The organism is Paenibacillus sp. 1-8, assembly GCF_056316205.1.
This window is the reverse complement of sequence record NZ_CM149995.1, coordinates 1701869-1723551: the sequence shown is the minus strand read 5'-3', so window position 1 is coordinate 1723551 and position 21683 is coordinate 1701869. Positions and strand designations below refer to the sequence as shown.

The window sequence follows — 21683 nt, the reverse complement described above, 5'->3', positions numbered from 1 at the left end:
GGAAAAACGGTAGCTTACGTCAAAACCGCCGAAACGTAATGCTGCCATTTTTCATTTTTTTCTCCAACCACTTCAACAGAAAGCGTCGGTACAAAGCACGTGTCAAAGGGAAAACCAGCGTAAAACCGATAATATCCGTTAAAAATCCGGGGATAAGCAGCAAGCTCCCGCCGAAAAAGACACATAATCCATCCAGCATTTTGCGTCCGGGCATTTGTCCCCGATTCATTTCATTTTTCGCATCAGCGATGACCTTACGACCTTCAAATTGCATCATGGCGGCTCCGATCAGGGTCGTCAGAATGATAAGCAGAATCGTTTTACCCGCTCCAATCCAGTGACTTACCCATATAAACCCGTACAGCTCTGCCAGAGGAATAAGCAGCAACAACAGCCACAGACGTTTGCGCATCATCATGCTTTCTCTCCCTCCCCGCCCGTCATCGCAGACCGTAGCGCGGTGTACAGCTCAGGTAGCACCTGATCCAGCCGGACAGGCTTCCATTCGGTACTCACCCATACGTGGCGTGTCACTCCGGTTACGAGCAGCTCTCCTGGCAGTGTGTCTGCCTGTGTCCACACCTTTCCAACCTGGCTTTGATGCTCCTCGGCCGTTACACGCCGGACCTCATAAGTGTAGTTCAGACGTAGTCTGGAGAAGTCCGTAATCGCGGTATAAATGGTAATCAAATCATCATATCGGGCAGGACTCACATATTTCGCATTGATTTCGATAACGGGCAGCAGAACACCTTGTTCCTCCATGCTCCGATAGTTAAAGCCTGCCTGCCGGATCATTTCCGTACGCCCGATCTCAAACCAGTTCAGATAATTGGCATGATACACGACCCCCATTTGGTCGCTTTCCTGATAACGCACACGCAGCGGTGCTCCATACCAGCGTAATTCCGTTTGTTTCTCCTCTTGTGTCATACAAGCTCTCCTATCTGTGTACATCTTTATCTCTATTTTTGCCCTCTCTCCATTAAACCATATTTACCGCCCCGGAACAAAAAGAGGGCCGCACCGTGATGGTTCCGCCCTCTCAAGTATTTTATAATGATGATTTTATCATTTTGGCAATGGCTTGGACAGTTTGTAATATCCGCTTTCCGAAGCCATCTTCAGCAAGCTCTTAGCCTCGCTTCCCGCCCACGCATAACCGAGTCGTCTTTCCTCGCTAATTTTCATGATGTCCGTATACTTTTTACCATCCCGATCTGAAAAGAAATACTTATTGTCTTCCACATTGTAAAAACGATACCACATTACGCTCGATGCATCCTTTTGGAAAAACTCCGGACCTTGACGATTGTATTTGATACCGTCGATCCGGTTAGCGTCAAACCATTTCAAGGCGCTCTGAGCTGCTTTTTTCACCTCAGCCGTTTGCGGTTGGGACATCAAGAAAGCCGTGATGCCTACCGATTCCGTAGTTGTTTTGGAAGCAAGCTCAAATGCCCGGGCTCCAACAGATGCATAAGTAACCGGATCATGCTGTGCCCCCCAGATCGTCGGTGTACCATTATTTACAATTTGAGACTTAACTGTGTACTGGATGCCTTTGTTTAGCGCTTGCTGAAGTCTGGAGCGATATGTATTGTCCAGAATATCGCTATCAAACGGCTGCTTCTTGTTCACAATGTCATCAGCCAACACCATAACTTTTACCATTGCATCATCGTTGTAAGTTACAGCATCAGAATAATTACCACGTTTAGGATATACTTGCGGCCAACCACCGGAGGAATATTGAGAGGTTAAAACGAAATCAACTGCTTTTTGTACACTGTTTTTGATGTCTTTGTTTTTTGTTTTTTTGTATACATCCGCCAGAAAGCGAATTTCAGTTGTCGTGGCCTCGTTATCAAATGTTCCCAGTTCCACGCCATCCTTGTTGACCCAGGTGGAGCGTGCAGCTTTACCATCCCACTTGGATTTATAATTTTTTTCCATGGCTTTGAAGAATCCGCCATGCGGCAATTGCCAAGATACGATATTCAAGGCCAGCTTGGTATCCTTGGATACGTCGCCTGTAGAAAATTTACTGAAATCACGGTACTTGTCCAGTAGGCTGCTCGCACTCACACTAGCACTAGCACTAGCACTAGCAAATGGAACCATAGAATTTTCGTGAATGGCCGTATCACCGTACACTGCTTGGGTAACATTCACCTCCGTATCAGCTGCAACCTGCTCCGCTGCCGCCCACGAAGGGTTAGCAAGTCCCGTTGTTACCGTAATCGCCATTCCGGAAAGGGCGATCCATTTGACAGATGCCTTAACATTAAACCTCATTCCAAACCTCTCCTTTAATATGATTGTGGGTACCTCAGAAACTATTAAACACATATATTATATGAAAATATACCCAAATAATCAATATATTTTATTATATACAAATGAAAGAGTTTACTAAATTAATAAAAAAATCCTCTTACTAATACTAGATTAGTAAGAGGATTTATCCTATCTCATATAAAGTAAGCCGACGAATGGTCTCGCTTACCCAAACCGCCCCATAATGTACTGCTGGGTCAGCTCATTTTCAGGATTAGTGAAAATATCATTCGTTTTGCCATGCTCGACCAGACTCCCGATATAAAAATATGCCGTATAATCGGAAATCCGTGCGGCCTGCTGCATATTGTGCGTCACAATGACGATGCGCAGCTCTTTTTTCAACTCGGTAATCAGCTCCTCCACCTTGCCTGTAGATACAGGGTCCAGCGCGGAGGCCGGCTCGTCAAGCAACAAAATTTTCGGTTGGACGGATAGCGCGCGCGCAATACAAAGCCGCTGCTGCTGTCCACCAGACAACGCCAGAGCGGAATCATGAAGACGGTCCTTGACCTCATCCCATAGTGCTGCTTTACGCAGACTGCTTTCGACGATTTCATCAAGCTGTTTCTTTTTACGAACACCCCGGTATTTGGGACCGAAAGCGATGTTATTATAAATGGATTTGTAAAACGGGTTAGGCCGCTGCCACACCATGCCAATTTGCTGACGCAGCTTGATCACATCTGTGCCCGGTGCCGTCAAATCCTGTCCATCCATCCAGATGTGCCCTGTCGTAGAGGAAGACGCAATCTCGTCGTTCATCCGGTTGAGAGAGCGCAAAAAGGTCGATTTACCGCAACCGGAAGGCCCGATCAGAGCAGTCACTGTCTGCTCGGGAAAGGCCAGATTTACTTTTTTCACGGCCTCAAAGCTGCCGTAATAAATGCTCAAATCCTCGGTACTGAATGGTTGCGGAGGTTGCCCCGCCAGTTGTTCCGAGCGCGTAGATTGTATGGGCGTTGCAGGTGTTGCCGTTCGCGAAATGACTTGTTCCATGTTTCCCATCCCCTTTCTAATCCATCCGTTTGGCAGCCGTCAAGCGGCGATAGACGACTCTTCCGAACCATCTTGCGCTCAGGTTGAAGGCAAGTACGAGCAGCACCAGTACCGCGGAAGCGCCTGCGGCAATATCCTTGGAATCAGGAGCGATGCCTTCACTGTTAACCTTCCAGATATGCACAGCCAGTGTTTCGGCAGGACGCATCGGATTAATGGGCGATCTGGCATGCAGTGGGTTCCAATCGGTGAAATCAAGCGGCGGCGTACTCATCCCGGCTGTAAACAGCAACGCGGCTGCTTCCCCGAAAATGCGGCCTGCGGCCAAAATCGTACCCGTAATCAAGCTTGGCAGCGCAGCAGGCAGCAAAATGGAGGTAATGATTTTCCACTTGGACAATCCAAGCGCAAGTCCGGCTTCCTTCTGCTCCTTGGGTACTGCCCGGAAAGCCTGTTCTGTCGTCCGAACCATCAGTGGCAGATTGAAAACGGCTAAGGCCAAGGCCCCTGATAGCAGGGAGAAGCCAAAATTAAACGTATTTACGATAAGTAGGAGTCCGAACAAACCGATGACAATGGACGGAAATGAGGACAATACTTCGACGACAAGTCGTATGAAGTCCGTAATTTTCCCCGGCTTCGCATATTGCGCCATGTATATACCCGCACCCCAACCAATCGGAATGGTGATAATCAAAGTTAAAATAAGTAAAAATACAGAGTTGAACAATTGCGGGCCGATGCCTCCGCCTGCGCGTAACGTCTGAGGAGCACTGGTCAAAAAGTCAAAGGAAATGTGACTGACTCCGCGTGCCAAAATGAATCCCAGCAATCCCACCAGAAGTGCGACAATGAACAGTGCGAAGAAACAGATTACAAATGTAGCGATTTTGTCGGTCGTTTTAGCCTTCATCAAATCCGGTTTCTCCTTTCAAGCAGCCTTACCAGCAGCACGAAGATGAATGTCATGAGCAGGAGAACAAGCGCCATGCTCCAGAGAGCATTGTTATGAACGGAGCCCATAGCTGTATTGCCCATGCTAAGTGTAATGACGCTGGTCAAGGTCGAAGCGGATTCCAGCAAGGATTGCGGTATATGCGGAGCATTCCCGATCACCATCTGTACAGCCAGCGCTTCTCCGAAGGCACGAGCCATACCGAGAATAATTCCTGTTAACAGAGCAGGCAGCAGCGTCGGTATAATGACGCGTGCAATCGTCTGCCAGCGAGTAGCGCCCAGAGCGTAAGAAGACTCACGCAGACCACCCGGCAAGGAGGACAATGCATCCGCCATAATACTCGTAATCGTCGGCAAAATCATTACAGACAAGACGAGACAGCCCGCGAGAATCCCGATGCCTTGTCCCCCGAATACGTTCCGCAGCAACGGGACAATTACGGTCAAGCCGACAAAGCCGTATACTACAGACGGAATACCGGATAACAATTCAATCGCGGGCTGAAGGATACGTTTGCCGGATTTCGGTACGATTTCCGTCATAAACAAAGCCGCACACAAGCTGAGCGGGCTGGCGATTAAAGCCGCCAGAATTGTTACGGCAAAAGAACCGGTAATGAACGGAAGCGCTCCGAAGGACTTGGGTTCACCATCCGGGCTCCATCGGGTACCGAAGAAAAAATCTCGCAGACTGACTCCATTCACCGCAAATGTAGCTACACCTTTGGAGGCGACAAAAAATACAATGGAGACAATGACTGCAACCAAAAAAACGACACAAACCGACGTATATATGCGGCCGGTCCATTCTTCCCAGTAATGTCTTTCTTTCATACCTCGGGATCGTTTATTCTGTTCCATGTATGCCTTCCCTTCAATTGGTTCCATACTGTGACTCCTTTAACCGAAGAATAGAGGCCGGACGCTAGTCCGCCTCTTCTCCGTGAATATACTCGCGTTAGCTGTGTTTGCCCGAACAGGAAGTGTGGCTCTCCTTATTTCGTAATATTACCGTCAGCATCGCGTTTTACTTGCATACCTGCTACCGGAATGTATCCCAGGTCTACGACATCGGATTTTTGGATTTCATCGGACAGAATGTAATCCAGGAATGCTTTTACATGCTCTTTTGGCTCACCTTTGGTGTACATATGCTCGTAAGCCCATACTGGATATTTACCTTGCTCTACATTTTCCACGTTGGCTTCAACACCATCGTATTTCAATGCTGTTACCGTGTTATCGATGTAGGACAGAGCCAGGTAACCAATAGCACCCGGTGTTTCAGCAATCAGCTTTTTCACAGTACCGGAGGAATCTTCCTGAATGGAGCCTGGCAGATCTTCCGTTTTTTGTCCCAAAGCGTATTTTTCAAATGTCGCACGAGTACCGGAGCTGCTTGGACGGTTTACAATAACGATTTTTTGATCCGCACCGCCAACTTGTTTCCAGTTCGTGATTTTACCTGTGAAAATTTGTACCAATTGATCTTTCTTCAGGTCTGTTACGCCAACCTTAGGGTTTGCTACTGCTGACATTGCTACAACAGCTACTTGGTGATCGACCAGCTCATCTGCGCCGCTCTCCAGTTTTTCTTTTGCAAACACATCGGAGTTACCAATATCCGCTTGTCCGCCGGAGACTTGAGTCAAGCCAGTACCGCTACCGCCGCCCTGCACTTGAACTGCAATTCCTTTATATTTATCTACAGCCATAAATTTTTGTCCCGCTTGCTCTACCAATGGTTGAAGGGCAGTGGAGCCGACAGCCAGAATGTTACCTGTCAGTTCAGCAGCTGCTTTATTGTCTGTTCCTTTAGCAGCGTCTCCTTGTGGTGCAGCATTGTTACCCGATCCGCAAGCTGCAAGTGCAAATACCATGGTGAGAGTCATCAGAATGAACGGCCATTTTTTCAACATTTTTTATTGTCCTCCCCTTATTTAAGTGACGGTTTTTTATTTATGACCATCAACACTTTTACATTGTAGGCCCGGAATGTTAGACGAACGACTTGGTTTTGTAAAAGAAATATAAAATATTGATAGATAAATTATTTTTTAGTATATAATTAATCTATAGCTGATTTTTATACATGAATGCCATTTAAGGAGAGCTGTTTAAGTCCATGAATATTTTAAAATTGCGTATTTTGATGATGATCGACAAATTCCACAAGGCGACGGATGTGGCGGAGGCATTGCAAATTAAACAGCCTACCGTCAGCTTCCATATGAAAAGTCTGGAAAAGGAACTGGGAGTCTCCCTGTTCATCTCCCAGCAAGGAAGGATTATGCTTACAGAAGCTGGGAAAAAGCTGTTGCCTTATGCCAAGCAGATGGTTGCTCTGGAGCAAGAAGCAAGACAAACAGTGAGTGAGCTGGCTGAGCAGTCGCAGGGACAATTACACATCGGAGCCGAGTCCATCTCGGGCACGTATGTACTCCCTTCTATGATGGCTAAATTTGCTCAACAATATCCCGAATGCCAAATTCGGCTAGAAATTCAATCCCCGGATAAAGTCAGACAGCTGCTAAAGCAGGGGGAGATTGATTTTGCTTTTTTGAATGACGGAGAGTATTCTTCCGAGCATACGGTAGTAGAGCCTGTCGCTTCGGATCGAATTGGAGTTATCAGATCTATGTCTATGGAGTATACGTCCAAACCAATGGATGCTCTGGCGCCTGAAATGCTGGACAAGGGTACATGGGTGAGATATAGCGGGTCATCTGTTGTAGATCCATATTCCTCGTTGATCAAGCCCCATCTGGAAATGAATTCATGGGAGGCGTTAAAGCAGGTGGTAAGCAACGGAGAAGCACTTGCCTTCTTCCCTGCCTGTGGTGTTCTTCGTAACGAAGGTAGTGACGTTCCGTCGGTAGAGTGGCTTCCTTGGCCTCATGCTGAGGGGCAGAATGAGCGTTATCACATAAATTTACTGTATCCACGCGATACTAAACTTAGCATGATCCAACAGGCATTTCTGGATTTTACACGGATAGAAGGTCTGGAGGATCAGAGAAGCTAGAGAGCATAAAAAAAGAGCATCCAAGTCATAAATGACTTGAATGCTCTCTCTGCCGCACCTAGAAGATGAAGCCTGTCTGTTTTATTCCGAACAAGCTAAAGTTACGCTTGTGCAGGAACACAGCTAATTTTAATCAGGTTTGTAGAACCAGAAGCACCGAGTGGTATACCTGCGGTAATAACAACCAAATCGCCCTCTTTAACGAGACCGGATTTGCGACCGCCTTCCAGTGCGTTTTCGATCAATTTGTCCGTCGTGTCCACGACAGGTTTGCCTTGTACTGCATATACTCCCCAGATCAGAGCCAAGCGGCGAACTGTTCTTTCCTGCGTTGTCACAGCAATAATCGGAGCTTGTGGACGGTATTTGGAAATCATACGCGCCGTTGTTCCGCTTTGTGTGGACGTCAGGATGGCTTTGGCATGCAGGTCAAGCGCAGAAATAGAAACGGATTGGCTGATTGCTTCCGTAATACTAACTTCCTGAGCCGTTCTTTGTTTTTTGAACAAATCGCGGTAGTTCAGAGCGGATTCTGCTTTCTCTGCAATACGTGACATCGTCAATACAGATTCTACCGGATATTTACCCGCAGCTGTTTCGCCGGACAGCATAATAGCATCTGTTCCGTCAAAAATGGCATTCGCTACGTCACTCGCTTCCGCACGAGTCGGACGCGGGTTACGTTGCATGGAATCCAGCATTTGTGTTGCGGTAATAACAGGCTTGCCCGCTACATTACACTTGGTAATCATCAATTTTTGCGCCAATGGCACTTCTTCAGCAGGAATTTCAACACCGAGGTCACCACGGGCAACCATCAGGCCATCCGAAGCTTCCAAAATTTCGTCCAAATTGTCGACACCTTGCTGATTTTCGATTTTGGAAATGATTTGAATGTGACTCGCATTATGCTTCGCCAGCAATTCACGAATTTCCAGTACATCACTCGCTTTACGAACAAAAGAAGCTGCGATGAAGTCAACGTCCTGCTCAATACCGAAAGTGATGTCGTTAGCATCCTTTTCTGTAATGCCTGGCAAGGAAATGTTCACTCCGGGAACATTAACGCCTTTCTTGCTCTTGATCGTTCCGCCATTGACAATGCGGCATTTGATTTCACTGCCTGATACTCCAATAACGGTGAGTCCGATCAGACCATCGTCGATCAGAATGGTGGAGCCGGGCTCCACGTCCGAGGGAAGATCCTGGTACGTAACGGAAATACGATCTTTCGTACCGAGAATTTCTTCCGTTGTCAGCATAATACACTCGTCCTGAACAAGCTCAATAGGTTCAACTTCGAGCTTTCCTGTCCGGATTTCCGGCCCCTTCGTATCGAGCAAAATAGCAACGTTTTTGTTAAGCTCCTTACAAGCTTGGCGGATATTTTTGATCCGGTTGCCATGCTCCTCGAAATCACCGTGAGAGAAATTCAGGCGGGCTACGTTCATACCAGCCAAAATCAGTTTCTTCACATTTTCCAATGACTCACTGGAAGGACCGATGGTACATACAATCTTAGTTTTGCGCATTTGGGTTTTTCCTCCGTTTTCAAAGATGCTACTTTATATCTTTTTCCAACAATTAAATCTACTACACTTTTTCCTATTTGTATAGGAAGTTCGTCATATTTATCGTTACCCGTTCCTAGGATATTACAACATAGGATCTGGTTCCGCAGTTTTCAAAAAGGTATATTGGCCTATTTTTCGGAACTTTTGATACCGATCTTCCCTCAATTCGTCGCAGTTCATATTCAAAAGGTCGGCCAAATGGCGTTCCAGCGACTCCTTGATAGCAGCAGCGGTTACTTCATAGTTACGATGCGCGCCCCCCTTCGGCTCCGGCACGATATCCTCGATGACCTCCATGCGCAGGAGGTCATTCGCCGTAATCTTCATGGCCTCGGCAGCCTGATCCGCCTTGGAAGCATCCTTCCACAGAATTGAGGCCGCTCCGTTTGGAGAAATGGCCGAGTAGATGGCATGCTCCAGCATCAGCACACGGTTGCCGACGGCAAACGCAAGTGCACCGCCGCTTCCACCCTCGCCGATGACCACACAAATAACAGGCACCGAAAGCTTGGCCATCTCCCGCAAATTGCGGGCAATCGCTTCCGATTGACCTCTCTCCTCTGCTGTATTACCCGGATAAGCGCCCTTCGTATCAATAAATGTAATAATAGGACGTTTGAATTTGTCAGCCTGCTGCATAAGACGCAAGCCTTTACGGAATCCCTCCGGGTGCGCACTCCCGAAAAACCGTGCGATGTTATCCTTCGTATCCTTGCCACGTTGCTGTCCAATGACGGTTACCGGAATACCATTCAGCTTGGCAATTCCACCCACGACCGCCAGATCGTCGCCATACAGGCGGTCGCCGTGCAATTCGATAAAGTCCGTAAACACCTGCTCGATCAGATCAAGCGATGTCGGTCGCTGATGATGACGGGCCACGTGCATTTTTTGCGATGCTGTAATGTTTGTGTATATTTCTTCCTCCGTCTGGAGATAACGTTCCTCCAGACGGTTAATTTCATCTGTAAAATCAATTTGCTTATCCTGTCCGAATTGCTTGAGTTCATCGATCTTCTGTCGCATCTCGACCAGGGGCTTTTCATAAGGCAATTCGCCAGCCATCTATTCCACCTCTTTCGCGCTGTGCAAATCGAGCAGTTGGCCAAGTGTATCGCGCAGTTCCTTGCGATGTACAACCATATCCAATTGTCCGTGCTGCAAATTAAATTCGGAGGTTTGAAAATCGTCCGGTAGCTTCTGTCTGATCGTCTGTTCGATCACGATACGTCCGGCAAAACCGAATACTGCCCCAGGCTCCGCAATGTTAATATCTCCAAGCGTAGCAAAGCTGGCGGATACTCCACCTGTAGTCGGATCGGTGATAACGGAAATATAGAGCAATCCCTGCTCGTCCATGCGAGCGAGAGCCGCACTTGTTTTGGCCATCTGCATCAGGCTCAAAATACTTTCCTGCATACGCGCCCCACCAGATGTGGAGAAAATAATAAGCGGAAGACGCTTGTCTATCGCCTGCTCAATGGCGCGGGTAATTTTCTCTCCGACGACCGAACCCATGCTGCCAGTGAAAAAGTCAAAGCTCATCACCGCAACAACAGTCGGATGCCCATGAATAAGCCCATCGCCCGTAATGACAGCCTCTCGCAAACCGGATTTCAGCGTCTGCTGCTCCAGCTTGCTCGCATATCCCGGAAAATCCAGCGGATCAACCGAAATCATATCGGCATCATATTCTGTAAATGTATCTTCATCGAGCACCATACGGATACGATCCATCGCGTTAAGACGCATATGATATCCGCACACCGGGCACACTTTCAGATTTTTTTCCAACTCTTTACTGTATTGAATGCTTCCGCACTTGCCGCATTTGGTCATAAGACCTTCGGGAATTTCCCGTTTGGGACGATCTGGCATGTCCGCTTGATCGCCGCTCAGCGCCCGTTCCGAAGGGATGGTCGCGTATTTACGCTTCTTTTGGAATAAATCTTTAAACACAACTACACCTCTCCAGCCGTTTATTTGTCAGCCGTAACCGATACAAGGTCCTCTGCCGTCTGTGCGGCACCTCTAAGCATTATGTTTATACACACGTCAACGCCTGTTTTGCAAAACATTACCGCCAATCGTGCATCCTTCGTTCCATTCATGCTGCTGTATCACTTTCCGCCGTTCCGGACTCAAGGGCGCAAAATCGAATTAAGCACTTCCTGTATTTCTTCGACTTCACCCGAAGGCACAAGTATCTCAAACTGCTGCTTGGACGCGCTGATGGCCCGGGCCTGCACCATAAAACCTTCTTCCGACAGTTTGAGCTTAATCATGTCAGCCAGTCTGGCCGTCGGTGCTATATAGATCACCGTCCACATGCCTTGTTTCTACCCCCTAAGCCTCAAGTTTTGAGCCCATATAATAGACTCATGATAACATACCTTACTTTTTTCCCGCAACAAAAGCCCTCCTGCTCGGTCAAGATCGGTCAGAGGGCCCAGAAAATCATTGACTCTGTTTGAACAGGTAAATCAAGTGTCCAATGACGAAGGGTATTGCTTGGCATGCAGGCTGCTATGAGCAATGCGCGAAGAAGCGGCAGCAGCCAGTCCGGCGACCAGATCGTCCAGAAATACATGAATACCGCTGCCTTTATGGTTTAGCTGTTCAATGATTCCCGTCTTTTGTTTATCCAGATAACCAAAGCTGGTCAAGCCAATCATACCATAGACGCTCGTAATCCCGAGGGCCAGTGTCTCGTCCACCCCGTACAGGGGCTCATCTGCCTCCATAATGGCTTGCAGTGGCTGGGGAAGAAGTTTTTTTCGGCCAGTTCATCCAGTGCAATCCCCGTGAATAGCGTATATTGCACTTCTCGCTTCTGCAAAACTGCCTTTACGCTGTCTACACATTCTTCAATGGTCAACTGGGGGTAATATTTTAGCTGAAGCTGAAAAACAATGTCCGCTATGGACTCAATACTAATGCCTCTGCGAATTAACAAGGATTCTGTGTATTCATAGGACATGATTTCCCTCCCGCCTTCACCATACAGTTCTGTCTTCCACCTTGCGGAACCTCATGATGCTGGATAAGTGCTGGTGTTCCTGTTCCGCCAGTGTTCCAAGTGTATGCGGGAGGGGAGGGAAATGTTCATTATTTGACTTTCACTGTGCCTGCCCCCAGCATCGACTCCATCCGGTCAAAAAGCTGAGGCGAAGGCTTGATGCTGTAGGCATCACTCAACGCCAGCAAACGCTGGCTGCTCTCATAAAAAAGTACGGTAGGCAATGCACCGGGATGCTCCTGTAGCAGCGCCTTGAGGCTGACCAGCAAGCTGGCGTCCTCCTCGGCCTGGCGGGTGATTTTGACAAACACCCGCTGACGGGCTGTCGGCTCCGAACTACGCGGAGCCGAGGCTTGTCCGCCGAGAGCCGCTTCCGTGGCGTGCGGCGTAGTGCCCGTGGCCGGGCGAGCCGTCGAAACGGGCGGGACCGCTGGCGCCGCAGTCGTCCCGGCTACCGACGGTTTCAACGGCACGCGCGGCGCTCCCCCGCCGGGGCCACCAGCGGCAGAGCCAGCCGCTGACGCGGATTTCCCAGCCGCAGCGGACGAACGCGCTCCGGCACGCCGGCGCTGGAGAAGCCGCGCCAGCGAATCCTCCGCCAGCGGCGCGGCTTCGTCCGCAAGGAGCTTGAAATGCTCGTCCTGTTGCTGCATTTTGGCACGAAGCGCAAGCAGCGCTCCCTTTTCAATCCACTGGTGGCTTCGCTTCCAAACTTCGGGAAACAACACAACCTCACAGCGCTCAATCTGATCCTCCAGCTCGATAAAGGCCATAGCCTTACCCTGCTTGGTCGTAATCGTCTTGAGCGACACAACCATACCAGCGGTCACGACAACCGTTTCATCCGGCACGTCTCCTAATTCCATCAGACGCTCCGAATCGCTGCTTTCCAGCAACGGCTCAAAATCATCCAGCGGATGCCCGGACAGATACAGTCCCAACAACTCACGTTCCAGCTCTAACTGCTGACCTGTACTGAATTTTGGTACTTCGGGATATTCGATATCCCAGTTAGGCATTTCCACAAAACCAAACATATCAATTTGCAAATCGTCACGTTCCTTGCGCCATTTGACCGCTGCATCCACCGTTTCATCCAGCATGGCAAGCAACTGTGCCCGATGACCTGGCAATGAGTCAAACGCCCCTGCCTGAATAAGCGACTCGATCACCCGCTTATTGCACACCCGCAAATCCACACGGCGACAAAAATCGAGCAAGCTGTCAAAAGGACGCTCCTGGCGAACAGCGAGAATACTTTCCATCGCCTGCGTGCCGACATTTTTAATCGCGGCCAGTCCGAAGCGGATATTACCCTGCTGCAACGGAGTAAACAACACCCCGCTTTCATTCACATCAGGCGGCAGGACCGCTATATCCATACGACGGCATTCGACAACATATTCCGCCACTTTCCGGTGGCTACCCATCACCGCTGTCAGCATGGAAGCCATAAACTGCACCGGATAATGGGCTTTGAGATACGCCGTCTGGAACGCCAGCACACCATAGGCAGCCGCATGTGCACGTGGAAATCCATAGTCCGCAAAACGGACGATCATATCGTAGACTTTTCCGGCTTCCTCTTCCGTGTAGCCCTGCTTGACACTACCCTCTACAAAATGACCTCGCTCAAGATCCAGCACTTCGCGCTTTTTCTTGGACACGGCGCGGCGCAGCAGATCGGCTTCTCCCAAGGAAAAGCCCGCCATGCGCGAAGCAATCTGCATAATTTGCTCCTGATATACGATAATGCCGTACGTATCCTTCAAGATGGGCTCCAGATCAGGATGCGGATAATGAACCTCAATCTCCCCGTGCTTGGCCTGAATAAAGTTAGGAATGAAGCCCATTGGACCCGGACGATACAAGGCCAATACAGAAATAATATCCTCGAACACACTTGGCTTTAGATCCTTGAGCACCCGGCGTACCCCCGCCGACTCCAACTGGAACACACCGCCTGTGTCGCCTTTGCCCAGCATGTCATAGGTATGTGGATCATTGTCAGGGATGCGGCTAAAATCAGGCGTTTTCCCATATTCTTCGGTAATCCAACGCATACAGCGTTCAATAATAGAAAGGGTACGCAGTCCAAGAAAATCCATTTTCAGCAGACCAATCCGCTCGAGATTTTCCATTGAGTATTGCGTCAGGGGAACCCCTTCACTGCCCTCTTGAAGCGGAACTGCATCGGTCAACGGGGTCCGCGAAATGACGACACCCGCCGCATGAGTTGAGGCATGACGCGGCATGCCTTCTACTTTAATCGCCATATCCAGCAGCTCGCGCGTCTTGGGCTTGGTTTCATACAGTGTCTTCAGCTCCGGGGTGATCTCAAGCGCATGACGGATATTAATTCCGAGCTGCGCCGGAATCAGCTTGGCCGCCTTGTCCACTTCGCCATACGGTACATTCAACGCACGCCCAACGTCACGCACTGCGGCTCTTGCCGCCAGCGTTCCGAAGGTAATAATCTGCGCTACATGCTCGTTACCGTACTTCTGCACCACATAGTCGATAACCTCATCCCGTCGTTCATCGCTGAAATCAATATCTATATCCGGCATGCTAATCCGTTCAGGATTCAGAAACCGTTCAAACAGCAGGTTATATTTCATCGGATCCACATTCGTGATGTTAAGCACATAGGCAACCAGACTGCCCGCCGAGGAACCCCGTCCCGGGCCGGTAGCAATATTATGCTTATGAGCGAAAGCAATAAAATCCCACACGATCAGAAAATAATCACTGAATCCCATGCTGTCAATCGTGTTCAGCTCATAACTGAGCCGCTGCTCCAGCCTTTCCCGGTCCTCCGATTGTTCCCACCCCAGATCATTCCCATAACGACGCTCCAGCCCTTGCGCACACAAACTGCGCAGATAGGACGAAGGAGTCATGCCTTCCGGCAGCGGACGATATTCAGGCAAAATGGATTGCCCAAATTCCAGCTCCAATTCGCATTTTTCAGCAATACGCACTGTATTGTCGATGGCTTCCGCCACATGGGGGAATAAACGAGCCATCTCTTCCTGGCTTTTCAGGTACAACTGACGTGTCGGTATGCGCAAGCGCTCCTCGTCGTCGATCGTCTTGCCAGTTCCAATGCAGATCAGAACGTCTTGTACATCTGCATCCGGCTCGGTCAGGTAATGCACGTCATTCGTCGCTACCAGTTGAATATCCAGCTCCTTCGCCAACGCGATCAACAGAGGATTTACGCGCTTTTGCTCCGACAGACCGTGATCCTGAAGCTCCAGATAAAAATCATCGCCAAAAATGTTGCGGTAGCGTTCCGCCGCCCGCCTTGCCTCGGCTTCCCGGCCATGCAGCAAATGCTGCGGCACTTCACCGCCCAAACATGCGCTCAGGCATATGATGCCTTCATGATGGGCAGCCAGCGCTTCCATGTCGATGCGCGGCTTGTAGTGAAAGCCCTCCAAATGGCCGATAGAGCACAGCTTCATCAGATTTTGATAACCTGTTTTATTTTTGGCGAGCAAAATTAAATGATATATGGGCTGATCCTTTCGGCTACCACGCTCCTTGCGCGAGCCTGCCGTCATATAGGCCTCACACCCGATAATCGGCTTAATGCCGTTCTCCACACACGCTCTATAAAAAGGAATGGCACCATACATAACCCCATGATCCGTAAGGGCCAGTGCCTTCATTCCGTAAGCTGATGCCTGTTTGACCAACTCCGCGGTACGAGCCGCGCCGTCCAGCAGGCTGTACTCGCTGTGAACATGCAAATGCACAAATGAACTCATGCGCTTCTCTTCCTTTCACCGCTTGTTTTTCTTCAAACTATTTTATCATATCCACGTTGGTAGCGCCCATACAATAAAAGTACAGACCTCGGCGGACAAGCGCGGTCCTGATTCGTATACCTAAGGAGGAAAAGAGCATGAGCACTTTTATATCCAAAGCGATTCTCGACTTCTTCATTGCCTTCGGCATCGTGCTCGGGGGAGCCATGCTCGGCGGAATGGGAGCTGTGGTATCGCTTCAGCCGCCTACCCAGACGATGCTGGAGGTTGCCGGAAGAATTAAAATATGGGCGCTTGCCGCCGCTGTGGGAGGAACGATGGACCCGATCCGGGTCATTGAGAGCAATATGCTGGATGGTAATTTGTCGCCCGCCATTAAGCAGATATTATATTTGATTTTCGCCTTTTTAGGCGCTCATATGGGTGCAGAGCTGGTCAAGTGGGTGTGCGGCAACGGACGTCCGTGAGGTGAACAGACCATGAGAGTGCCCCCCTTCGAGCGCCTGCGCCCTTTTATGCAATTATCCTCCGTGTTTGTGCTGGGCATGATTACCGGAGCGATTGTTTACAATGCCATCTGGCACGCCAGCTTCAATGAGCTGTGGATGAACAATCAGGACCTTCAATTCCAGCTCCTGCAAGCGCAGGAGGACAATAAAACACTGCGCAAATACAGCAAACGCCAGACTGTTGTCAAGGAAATCAAATTAATCGCCGAAGAAGCTTCTGCCGAAAAGATTGACTCTATTAATCTAAAGGAGCTTCTTCGCCGCGTCAGCCGGGATTTGGAGGTGCTGCGAGGCCGGGACATGTTCGAGATTGATTCCGACAGCAAGCTGGTACGCATGCTGCTTCACCAAAAAAAATACACCGTTCGTGACAAGGAGTATACAATCCAGGTCAAAACGATGCTTGTAATGGAAGGTGTGCTGCAAATTTGGCTGGAGGCAAGAGAGAGACTTCCCGAAAGTCATTAATCCGCTCTGTTCCGACTCCACTTACCACACACGAATGGACACTAGCCGTGTTCAATGGAATGAAGTGTCATCACCGCTTTGCATACCAATTGGTTTTCCCGTGAAATTGCAATTTCCAGCTTGCAGCTGCGGCGGCTCGTTTCCAGCAACAACGGACGAAGGACTATGGCATCCTCGATCTGTACCGGTCTGATAAAATAGGTCGTTAAATTGTCCAGCACATAATCCTTCCCGCTCATGTCTCTGGCCGCCCGGTAGCCCGCTTGTGTCATCACGTTCACCAGCACGCCTTCCGAGATGGTACCCAGATTGGTCGCCATCTGAGGAATGACGAAGCCACGAAAAAATAATGATCCGTCCTCATCACGCTCCTCGGCAAATCCGTTCCAGATCAGCTGGTCGAACGTCTCGCCAAGCTGAGGCTGCTTTTGGGCGTTGCGCAGTGCATCCAGTACCTCCCGCCGTGTAACGGAACCCAGCAGCTTGCGGTTGCGATCCACGACCGGTAAATAATCCACACCTTCCCACGCCATCATCTGCGCAGCCGAAGCGAGCGAGGTCTGGTAGGTCACGGTTACCGGATTGCGGATCAGGCATTTGTCCATCGTATGCTCGGGTTGCAATCCCTCCACATCCTTGCGGCTGACGATGCCGATCAGACGGTTCCATTCATCCACCACCGCAAAATGGTGGTTTCCAGTCGTCACCGAAAGCTCTTCAAATTCGGTAAGAGTACTGTTGATTTTCAAGGTCTGTGTCTTCGGTTTGCCTGCCGCGATGTCTTCAATCAGCATAATTTTCTTTTTGATCAAGCGGTCGAAAATCGCTCTGTTAATCATAGAGGCCACCGTAAAGGTATCGTGACGCGAGGAAATGATCGGCAAGCTGATCTGGTCCGCCAGTTGCTTGACCTCCCGGCTCGTCCCGAAGCCGCCTGTAATCAGCACACCAGCTCCCTGCTCCAGCGCAAGGGAGTGCGCATCCTCGCGGTTACCGACGATCAGCAGGCTGCCTGCATCGATGTATCGGGCCATAGCCTCTTCACGCATCGCTCCGATGACATACTTGTGCAAGGGCTTTTCCAGTCCCTCGCTTCCCCCTAGTACATGCCCTTCCACGATATTCACAACATCCGCAAAGGTTAGCTGCTCGGACAACCCGCGCGGACGCTTTTCCACCCGTACCGTCCCGATCCTTTCCTTGGTAATAACGATCCCCAGGTTCTCCGCTTCCTTCACGGCCCGGTAGGCCGTTCCTTCGCTGACACTCATTTCTTTAGCCAACCTGCGCACAGAAATTTTGGAGCCTATTTTCAACTGCTCGATATGGCGCAATAGCTGCTCATGCTTCGTAACCGTTTCGTCTAGCCCGTCCAACTCTGTTACACCCCCAACGTTCAATCTGTATCATTCTGTATCTATTATAGCACAAAACCCTATCTTTTTAGACCCTCGTGAATCACTGAATTTCAAGGCCAGAAATAGCAAAAAGCGATCTCCTTTTTACAGGGACCGCTTCTTAACTATCACGGATAGGCAGCATCAGAGCATGCTCACGACAAGCCGGGAGGAAACCTTTATAGCGTGCTGCCTTTATCAGCTTCTTTATCCCATTTCATCTGCCACTGCTTCATTTTGGCCCGCCGCACACGCTCCAGCGTTTTCCTTTTTTCCTCATCCACGCCAAGCAAAAAGTGCAGATTCGCTCCGATGACAAGCAGCGCGAACAGTACCCAGACGATACCGAAGCCGTTGACCCAGTTCAATCCGCCCGTAAGCGAGATACGCGGCAGCGCGGTAAGCACCATAGCCAGCGCAATCAGTGTGTACAAGCCGTGTTTCCATTTTTTAAAGGTACCCAATGTTATCCCTTCCTCTCCCTGTGACTCTATGTATCTAGTCTATGAGAGGGCAGGAAGGAATATGAGACAAACTTACAGAGACGAGCCGTACAAATGCTGAAGGCTGTCTGCGATAATTTTGTTAACGTCCTCGATGATCACGCTCAGGCGGCGTTCGGCGTCGAACAGACGGCGGATATTCAGGTTCAGGCTCAGCACCTCGAACAGCTTTTCCATTTTTTCCATCTCTTCCTGTGCCGGCATATCACCGCTCATCATCCGCTGCTGTACTTCCATTTGGCGCTCACGGAAATCATCGAGCATTTTCTTGGCTTCCGGGTCGGTTTCAATCAGCTTCATCGCTGACGTAATTTCCTCTACCTCTTTGCTTTCCTTCAACGTTTTCGCCAAATCATGGGCTTTGTCATAGATATTCATATTCGTTATTTCCTCCAATTCAAATAATAGTGCAAACATTTCACATTGTCCGTCAATCACCAAGGGATATATGTCCTCATATGATGAATCAGTGCTATTACAGCCCTTCACGTTTCCCGTTACTTTTAAGACATCAAGTTGCTGCCTGGAAGGAGATCCACGATGTCCATCAAAAAAACAACGATTCAAATCATCGGATCGGGCATCTTGCAGGATGACGTACTCATGGTCGGCGAGTCCTTGCTTCGCAAATGGAAAATATCCGCAGGCCACCCCGTACAGCTCGCCTTCGGTTCGTTCCGCCAGCAGGTTACCGTCATTTCGGTACCCCGTTACAGCGGCCTGCGTGTGGGAAGCGTGCTGGCCCGCAAAATGGGACTTCATTCCAATTGTGGGCTGCGAGTAACCTACAGCCGAGGACGCCGGACACTTCGAGTGGGCCCACTTATTAGCGTGCTGGTCAGTCGGGACTATCCCGAACAGCCCGACAAGCCTTTCGGGTCGATCACCCTGTTCTGCCGTGAACTGATCGGGGAATGCCGCAGACAAGGAGCATATGTGTATTTTTTCACCCCGGAGCATATTGGAAATCAGCCCGGACGCGTTCAGGGATGGGTCTATGACGAAGGCTGGAAAAAGACCGTCATGCCCGCCGGGGATGTCGTCAATAACCGGCTCACCTCTCGTAAACTCGAGAACAGAACTAGCGTACAGCATTTTATGAAAGAAGTAAAATCACAGTACGGCACGACCATTTTTAATGAAAAGTTTCTCGATAAAAATGAAGTGTTCGACGCGCTTAAATCCAATTCATCCCTGCGCAAGTATTTACCCGAGTCCCACTTGTTACAAACCTTTGCGGTCTTCAAAAAAATGTGTCACCAGTACCCCACCGTTTTTCTCAAGCCTGTAAGGGGAAGTCTGGGCAAAGGCATTATGCGCATTACGAAGCAAGCCGATGGCACCTTTTGCGTACTGTCCACCACCGCCGGCACACCCCGAAAGCAAATGTATCCGAACGTCGAAAAGCTGTACAAAGGCTTGGCAGGAAAAATGAAAACGACGCGCTTCCAGCTCCAGCAGGGCCTTACCCTGATTGATCACGGCAAGCGTCCGGTTGACTTTCGTGCGCTTGTGCAGAAAAACGCCTCTGGCGAATGGACCGTGACCTCCATCGTCGCCCGGATTGCCGGGGGGAGCCATTTTGTGTCCAATCTGGCGCGAGGTGGCACGCTGAGCACGGTCAAGGAGGCCTTGGCCAAAACCACGCTGCCTGCCTTAGTCAAATTGAACGGACAGACTCATCTGAAAACAGCTGCGCTCGAAATTGCAAACGGCGTTGAGAAGGCGATTCCAGCCCATTTCGCGGAATTTGGCATTGATCTGGCGATTGACAGCACGGGGCATACCTGGTTGCTGGAGGTCAACTCCAAACCTTCGAAAAATGACAATACGCCGTTAAATGATCAGAAAACCCGACCGTCTGTGAAGAAAATGATTGAATATTGCCGTTATTCAGCCGGATTCAAATAAATCCGTCTCTTACGGAATCCAGCTGCCAAAGGAGGCTGTTATCGGTGTCTCTTGTCGTACCAGACACACTGGGCGTGCTCGTCAGCCGGAATCAGGCGGCGATTCCCCCGATTACCGAAGCGGAGTTTTGTCGCAGGCTAAGTCTGTTGGGCAGGCGCTCCGGCCTTAACGTAATGGCGTTTACCGCCGAAGGAATTTCGCCCGAAGATCACTCCATACGAGGTTATACCTATCGCGATGGAGTATGGACATCCGGCCGATTCCCTTTGCCTGATATTGTGTATAATCGCTGTTTCCACGCCCACGGTAGCCAGAGCGCCGGGCACGCACTGGAGCATATAGCAGAGCAGGAATCACGCAAGCTTATCTACTGGTCGCGTAACTTGCCCGGCAAATGGCAGGTATATCGTACGCTGCACGCAATAGATGAAGTGCGTCTCTTTGTGCCGCCTACGGCGCCTTACCGGGACACGACTCAGCTTGTAGAATGGCTGCATCGCCATTCGGCGCTATTTATGAAGCCCCAGGCCGGATCGCACGGCAAGGGCACGTTGTATCTACGACTATCGGACGGAGACACCGCACTGCTCGTGCAGGGCAGAGACTCCCGAAACCGTCCGTTCCGGCGCCTGTTTTCCGAGCTAGATGCCGGATTATCATGGGTCGACGGGATTGCACGCAGACGATCCTATATCGTGCAGCCTTATTTGAAATTAACGAGCCAAAGCGGTCATCCCTTTGATGTCCGCGCGCTCATGCAAAAGGACGGCAACGGCTGCTGGCGCCTGACGGGCTTTGCCGTGAGAGAAGGCAGGAAAGGAACCCTGACTTCCAATCTGCACGGAGGGGGTAAAGCCCATCCGGCAGAGTCTTACCTTCGTGAACAATATGGCGCGGACAGCACGCGTCTCATCATCGGGCAGATGATGGCGCTGTCCCTGACCATTACCGGGGCGCTGGAGGAACGATACGGCCGTCTTGGCGAGCTGGGAATTGATTACGGTATTGACCGGAGCGGGAACATCTGGCTATTGGAGGTTAATTCGCGGCCGGGTCGGGCCTCCTTCTTTCAGACCCGTCAGCCAGAGTGCGCTTACCGGTCAGTCAACCGCCCGCTCGAATATGCCCGGTATTTAATGACTCATTCGAAACCGACGGGGTCAAAGGGCGCGGGCGCCTCCCTTGAACATACGGTATAGGAGGAT

General features: G+C 50.0%; 20 protein-coding genes and 1 pseudogene. 5 read left to right on the top strand and 16 right to left on the bottom strand.

The features are described 5' to 3' along the window. Positions 1–19: 19 nt before the first annotated feature. The 7 genes from AC0WRU_RS07975 to AC0WRU_RS07945 form a co-directional block, all read right to left on the bottom strand. Positions 20–418: an FxsA family protein gene (locus AC0WRU_RS07975; RefSeq protein WP_013309596.1), complete on the bottom strand. Its 399-nt coding sequence runs from the start codon at positions 416–418 to the stop codon at positions 20–22. Further along, entirely contained in the window at positions 415–933 is a 519-nt protein-coding gene (locus AC0WRU_RS07970) for an acyl-CoA thioesterase (protein WP_476127898.1), read from the bottom strand. Before AC0WRU_RS07970 ends, AC0WRU_RS07975 begins: the two co-directional genes overlap by 4 nt. A gap of 138 nt (positions 934–1071) precedes the next feature. After that, positions 1072–2298, bottom strand: a complete 1227-nt coding sequence (pelA, locus tag AC0WRU_RS07965; protein WP_476127897.1) for a pectate lyase — start codon at positions 2296–2298, stop codon at positions 1072–1074. Positions 2299–2505: 207 nt separating this feature from the next. Beyond that, on the bottom strand, positions 2506–3339 hold the full coding sequence (gene pstB / locus AC0WRU_RS07960; RefSeq protein ID WP_476127896.1) for a phosphate ABC transporter ATP-binding protein PstB: 834 nt from the start codon (positions 3337–3339) through the stop codon (positions 2506–2508). A 16-nt stretch (positions 3340–3355) separates the two neighbouring features. Then, positions 3356–4252, bottom strand: coding sequence for a phosphate ABC transporter permease PstA (gene pstA, locus AC0WRU_RS07955; RefSeq protein ID WP_025685049.1), 897 nt, complete (start codon positions 4250–4252; stop codon positions 3356–3358). Beyond that, positions 4252–5184, bottom strand: a complete 933-nt coding sequence (gene pstC / locus AC0WRU_RS07950; RefSeq protein ID WP_025685048.1) for a phosphate ABC transporter permease subunit PstC — start codon at positions 5182–5184, stop codon at positions 4252–4254. Before pstC ends, pstA begins: the two co-directional genes overlap by 1 nt. 107 nt (positions 5185–5291) lie before the next feature. After that, a complete protein-coding gene (locus tag AC0WRU_RS07945) occupies positions 5292–6215 on the bottom strand; it encodes a phosphate ABC transporter substrate-binding protein PstS family protein (protein WP_476127895.1) in 924 nt (307 codons plus the stop codon). Positions 6216–6421: 206 nt separating this feature from the next. On the opposite strand from AC0WRU_RS07945, the gene AC0WRU_RS07940 reads away from it, so the two are divergent. Then, positions 6422–7321, top strand: a complete 900-nt coding sequence (locus tag AC0WRU_RS07940) for a LysR substrate-binding domain-containing protein (protein WP_476127894.1) — start codon at positions 6422–6424, stop codon at positions 7319–7321. A 101-nt stretch (positions 7322–7422) separates the two neighbouring features. Here AC0WRU_RS07940 and pyk read toward each other — a convergent pair whose 3' ends face one another. The 6 genes and pseudogenes from pyk to AC0WRU_RS07910 all read right to left on the bottom strand — a co-directional run bounded on the left by pyk (position 7423) and on the right by AC0WRU_RS07910 (position 15690). Continuing rightward, positions 7423–8853: a pyruvate kinase gene (pyk, locus tag AC0WRU_RS07935; RefSeq protein WP_476127893.1), complete on the bottom strand. Its 1431-nt coding sequence runs from the start codon at positions 8851–8853 to the stop codon at positions 7423–7425. Positions 8854–8976: 123 nt separating this feature from the next. Next, complete coding sequence (locus AC0WRU_RS07930; RefSeq protein WP_476127892.1) at positions 8977–9960, bottom strand: acetyl-CoA carboxylase carboxyltransferase subunit alpha; 984 nt, start codon at positions 9958–9960, stop codon at positions 8977–8979. Continuing rightward, on the bottom strand, positions 9961–10854 hold the full coding sequence (gene accD, locus AC0WRU_RS07925; protein ID WP_134910428.1) for an acetyl-CoA carboxylase, carboxyltransferase subunit beta: 894 nt from the start codon (positions 10852–10854) through the stop codon (positions 9961–9963). Between the two features lie 182 nt (positions 10855–11036). Further along, complete coding sequence (locus AC0WRU_RS07920; protein ID WP_013309585.1) at positions 11037–11225, bottom strand: hypothetical protein; 189 nt, start codon at positions 11223–11225, stop codon at positions 11037–11039. 153 nt (positions 11226–11378) lie between these two features. Next, positions 11379–11875 (bottom strand): annotated as a pseudogene (locus tag AC0WRU_RS07915) (phosphatidylglycerophosphatase A family protein). A 128-nt stretch (positions 11876–12003) separates the two neighbouring features. Further along, positions 12004–15690 carry a DNA polymerase III subunit alpha gene (locus AC0WRU_RS07910; protein WP_476127891.1) on the bottom strand — a complete coding sequence of 1229 codons (3687 nt, stop codon included), beginning with the start codon at positions 15688–15690 and terminating at the stop codon, positions 12004–12006. A 137-nt stretch (positions 15691–15827) separates the two neighbouring features. Here AC0WRU_RS07910 and AC0WRU_RS07905 point away from each other — a divergent pair, with 137 nt between their 5' ends. Then, on the top strand, positions 15828–16157 hold the full coding sequence (locus AC0WRU_RS07905) for a YtrH family sporulation protein (protein WP_013309582.1): 330 nt from the start codon (positions 15828–15830) through the stop codon (positions 16155–16157). 12 nt (positions 16158–16169) lie between these two features. After that, positions 16170–16667, top strand: a complete 498-nt coding sequence (locus AC0WRU_RS07900) for a sporulation membrane protein YtrI (RefSeq protein ID WP_476127890.1) — start codon at positions 16170–16172, stop codon at positions 16665–16667. Positions 16668–16708: 41 nt separating this feature from the next. On the opposite strand, the gene AC0WRU_RS07895 is transcribed toward AC0WRU_RS07900, so the two are convergent. From AC0WRU_RS07895 to AC0WRU_RS07885, 3 genes are all read right to left on the bottom strand, one after another. Further along, positions 16709–18043 (bottom strand): DRTGG domain-containing protein, encoded by a 1335-nt coding sequence (locus AC0WRU_RS07895; RefSeq protein WP_476128597.1) that lies wholly within the window; start codon positions 18041–18043, stop codon positions 16709–16711. Between the two features lie 200 nt (positions 18044–18243). Next, the gene (locus AC0WRU_RS07890) at positions 18244–18528 is read right to left on the bottom strand and encodes a hypothetical protein (protein WP_014280689.1); all 285 of its coding nucleotides are present in this window, start codon (positions 18526–18528) and stop codon (positions 18244–18246) included. Between the two features lie 72 nt (positions 18529–18600). Next, on the bottom strand, positions 18601–18945 hold the full coding sequence (locus AC0WRU_RS07885) for a YlbF/YmcA family competence regulator (RefSeq protein WP_476127889.1): 345 nt from the start codon (positions 18943–18945) through the stop codon (positions 18601–18603). A gap of 162 nt (positions 18946–19107) precedes the next feature. Between AC0WRU_RS07885 and AC0WRU_RS07880 the strand changes: the two genes are divergently transcribed. Further along, positions 19108–20478 carry a YheC/YheD family endospore coat-associated protein gene (locus AC0WRU_RS07880; protein ID WP_476127888.1) on the top strand — a complete coding sequence of 457 codons (1371 nt, stop codon included), beginning with the start codon at positions 19108–19110 and terminating at the stop codon, positions 20476–20478. Between the two features lie 44 nt (positions 20479–20522). Then, on the top strand, positions 20523–21677 hold the full coding sequence (locus AC0WRU_RS07875; protein WP_476127887.1) for a YheC/YheD family endospore coat-associated protein: 1155 nt from the start codon (positions 20523–20525) through the stop codon (positions 21675–21677). Positions 21678–21683 lie beyond the last annotated feature (6 nt).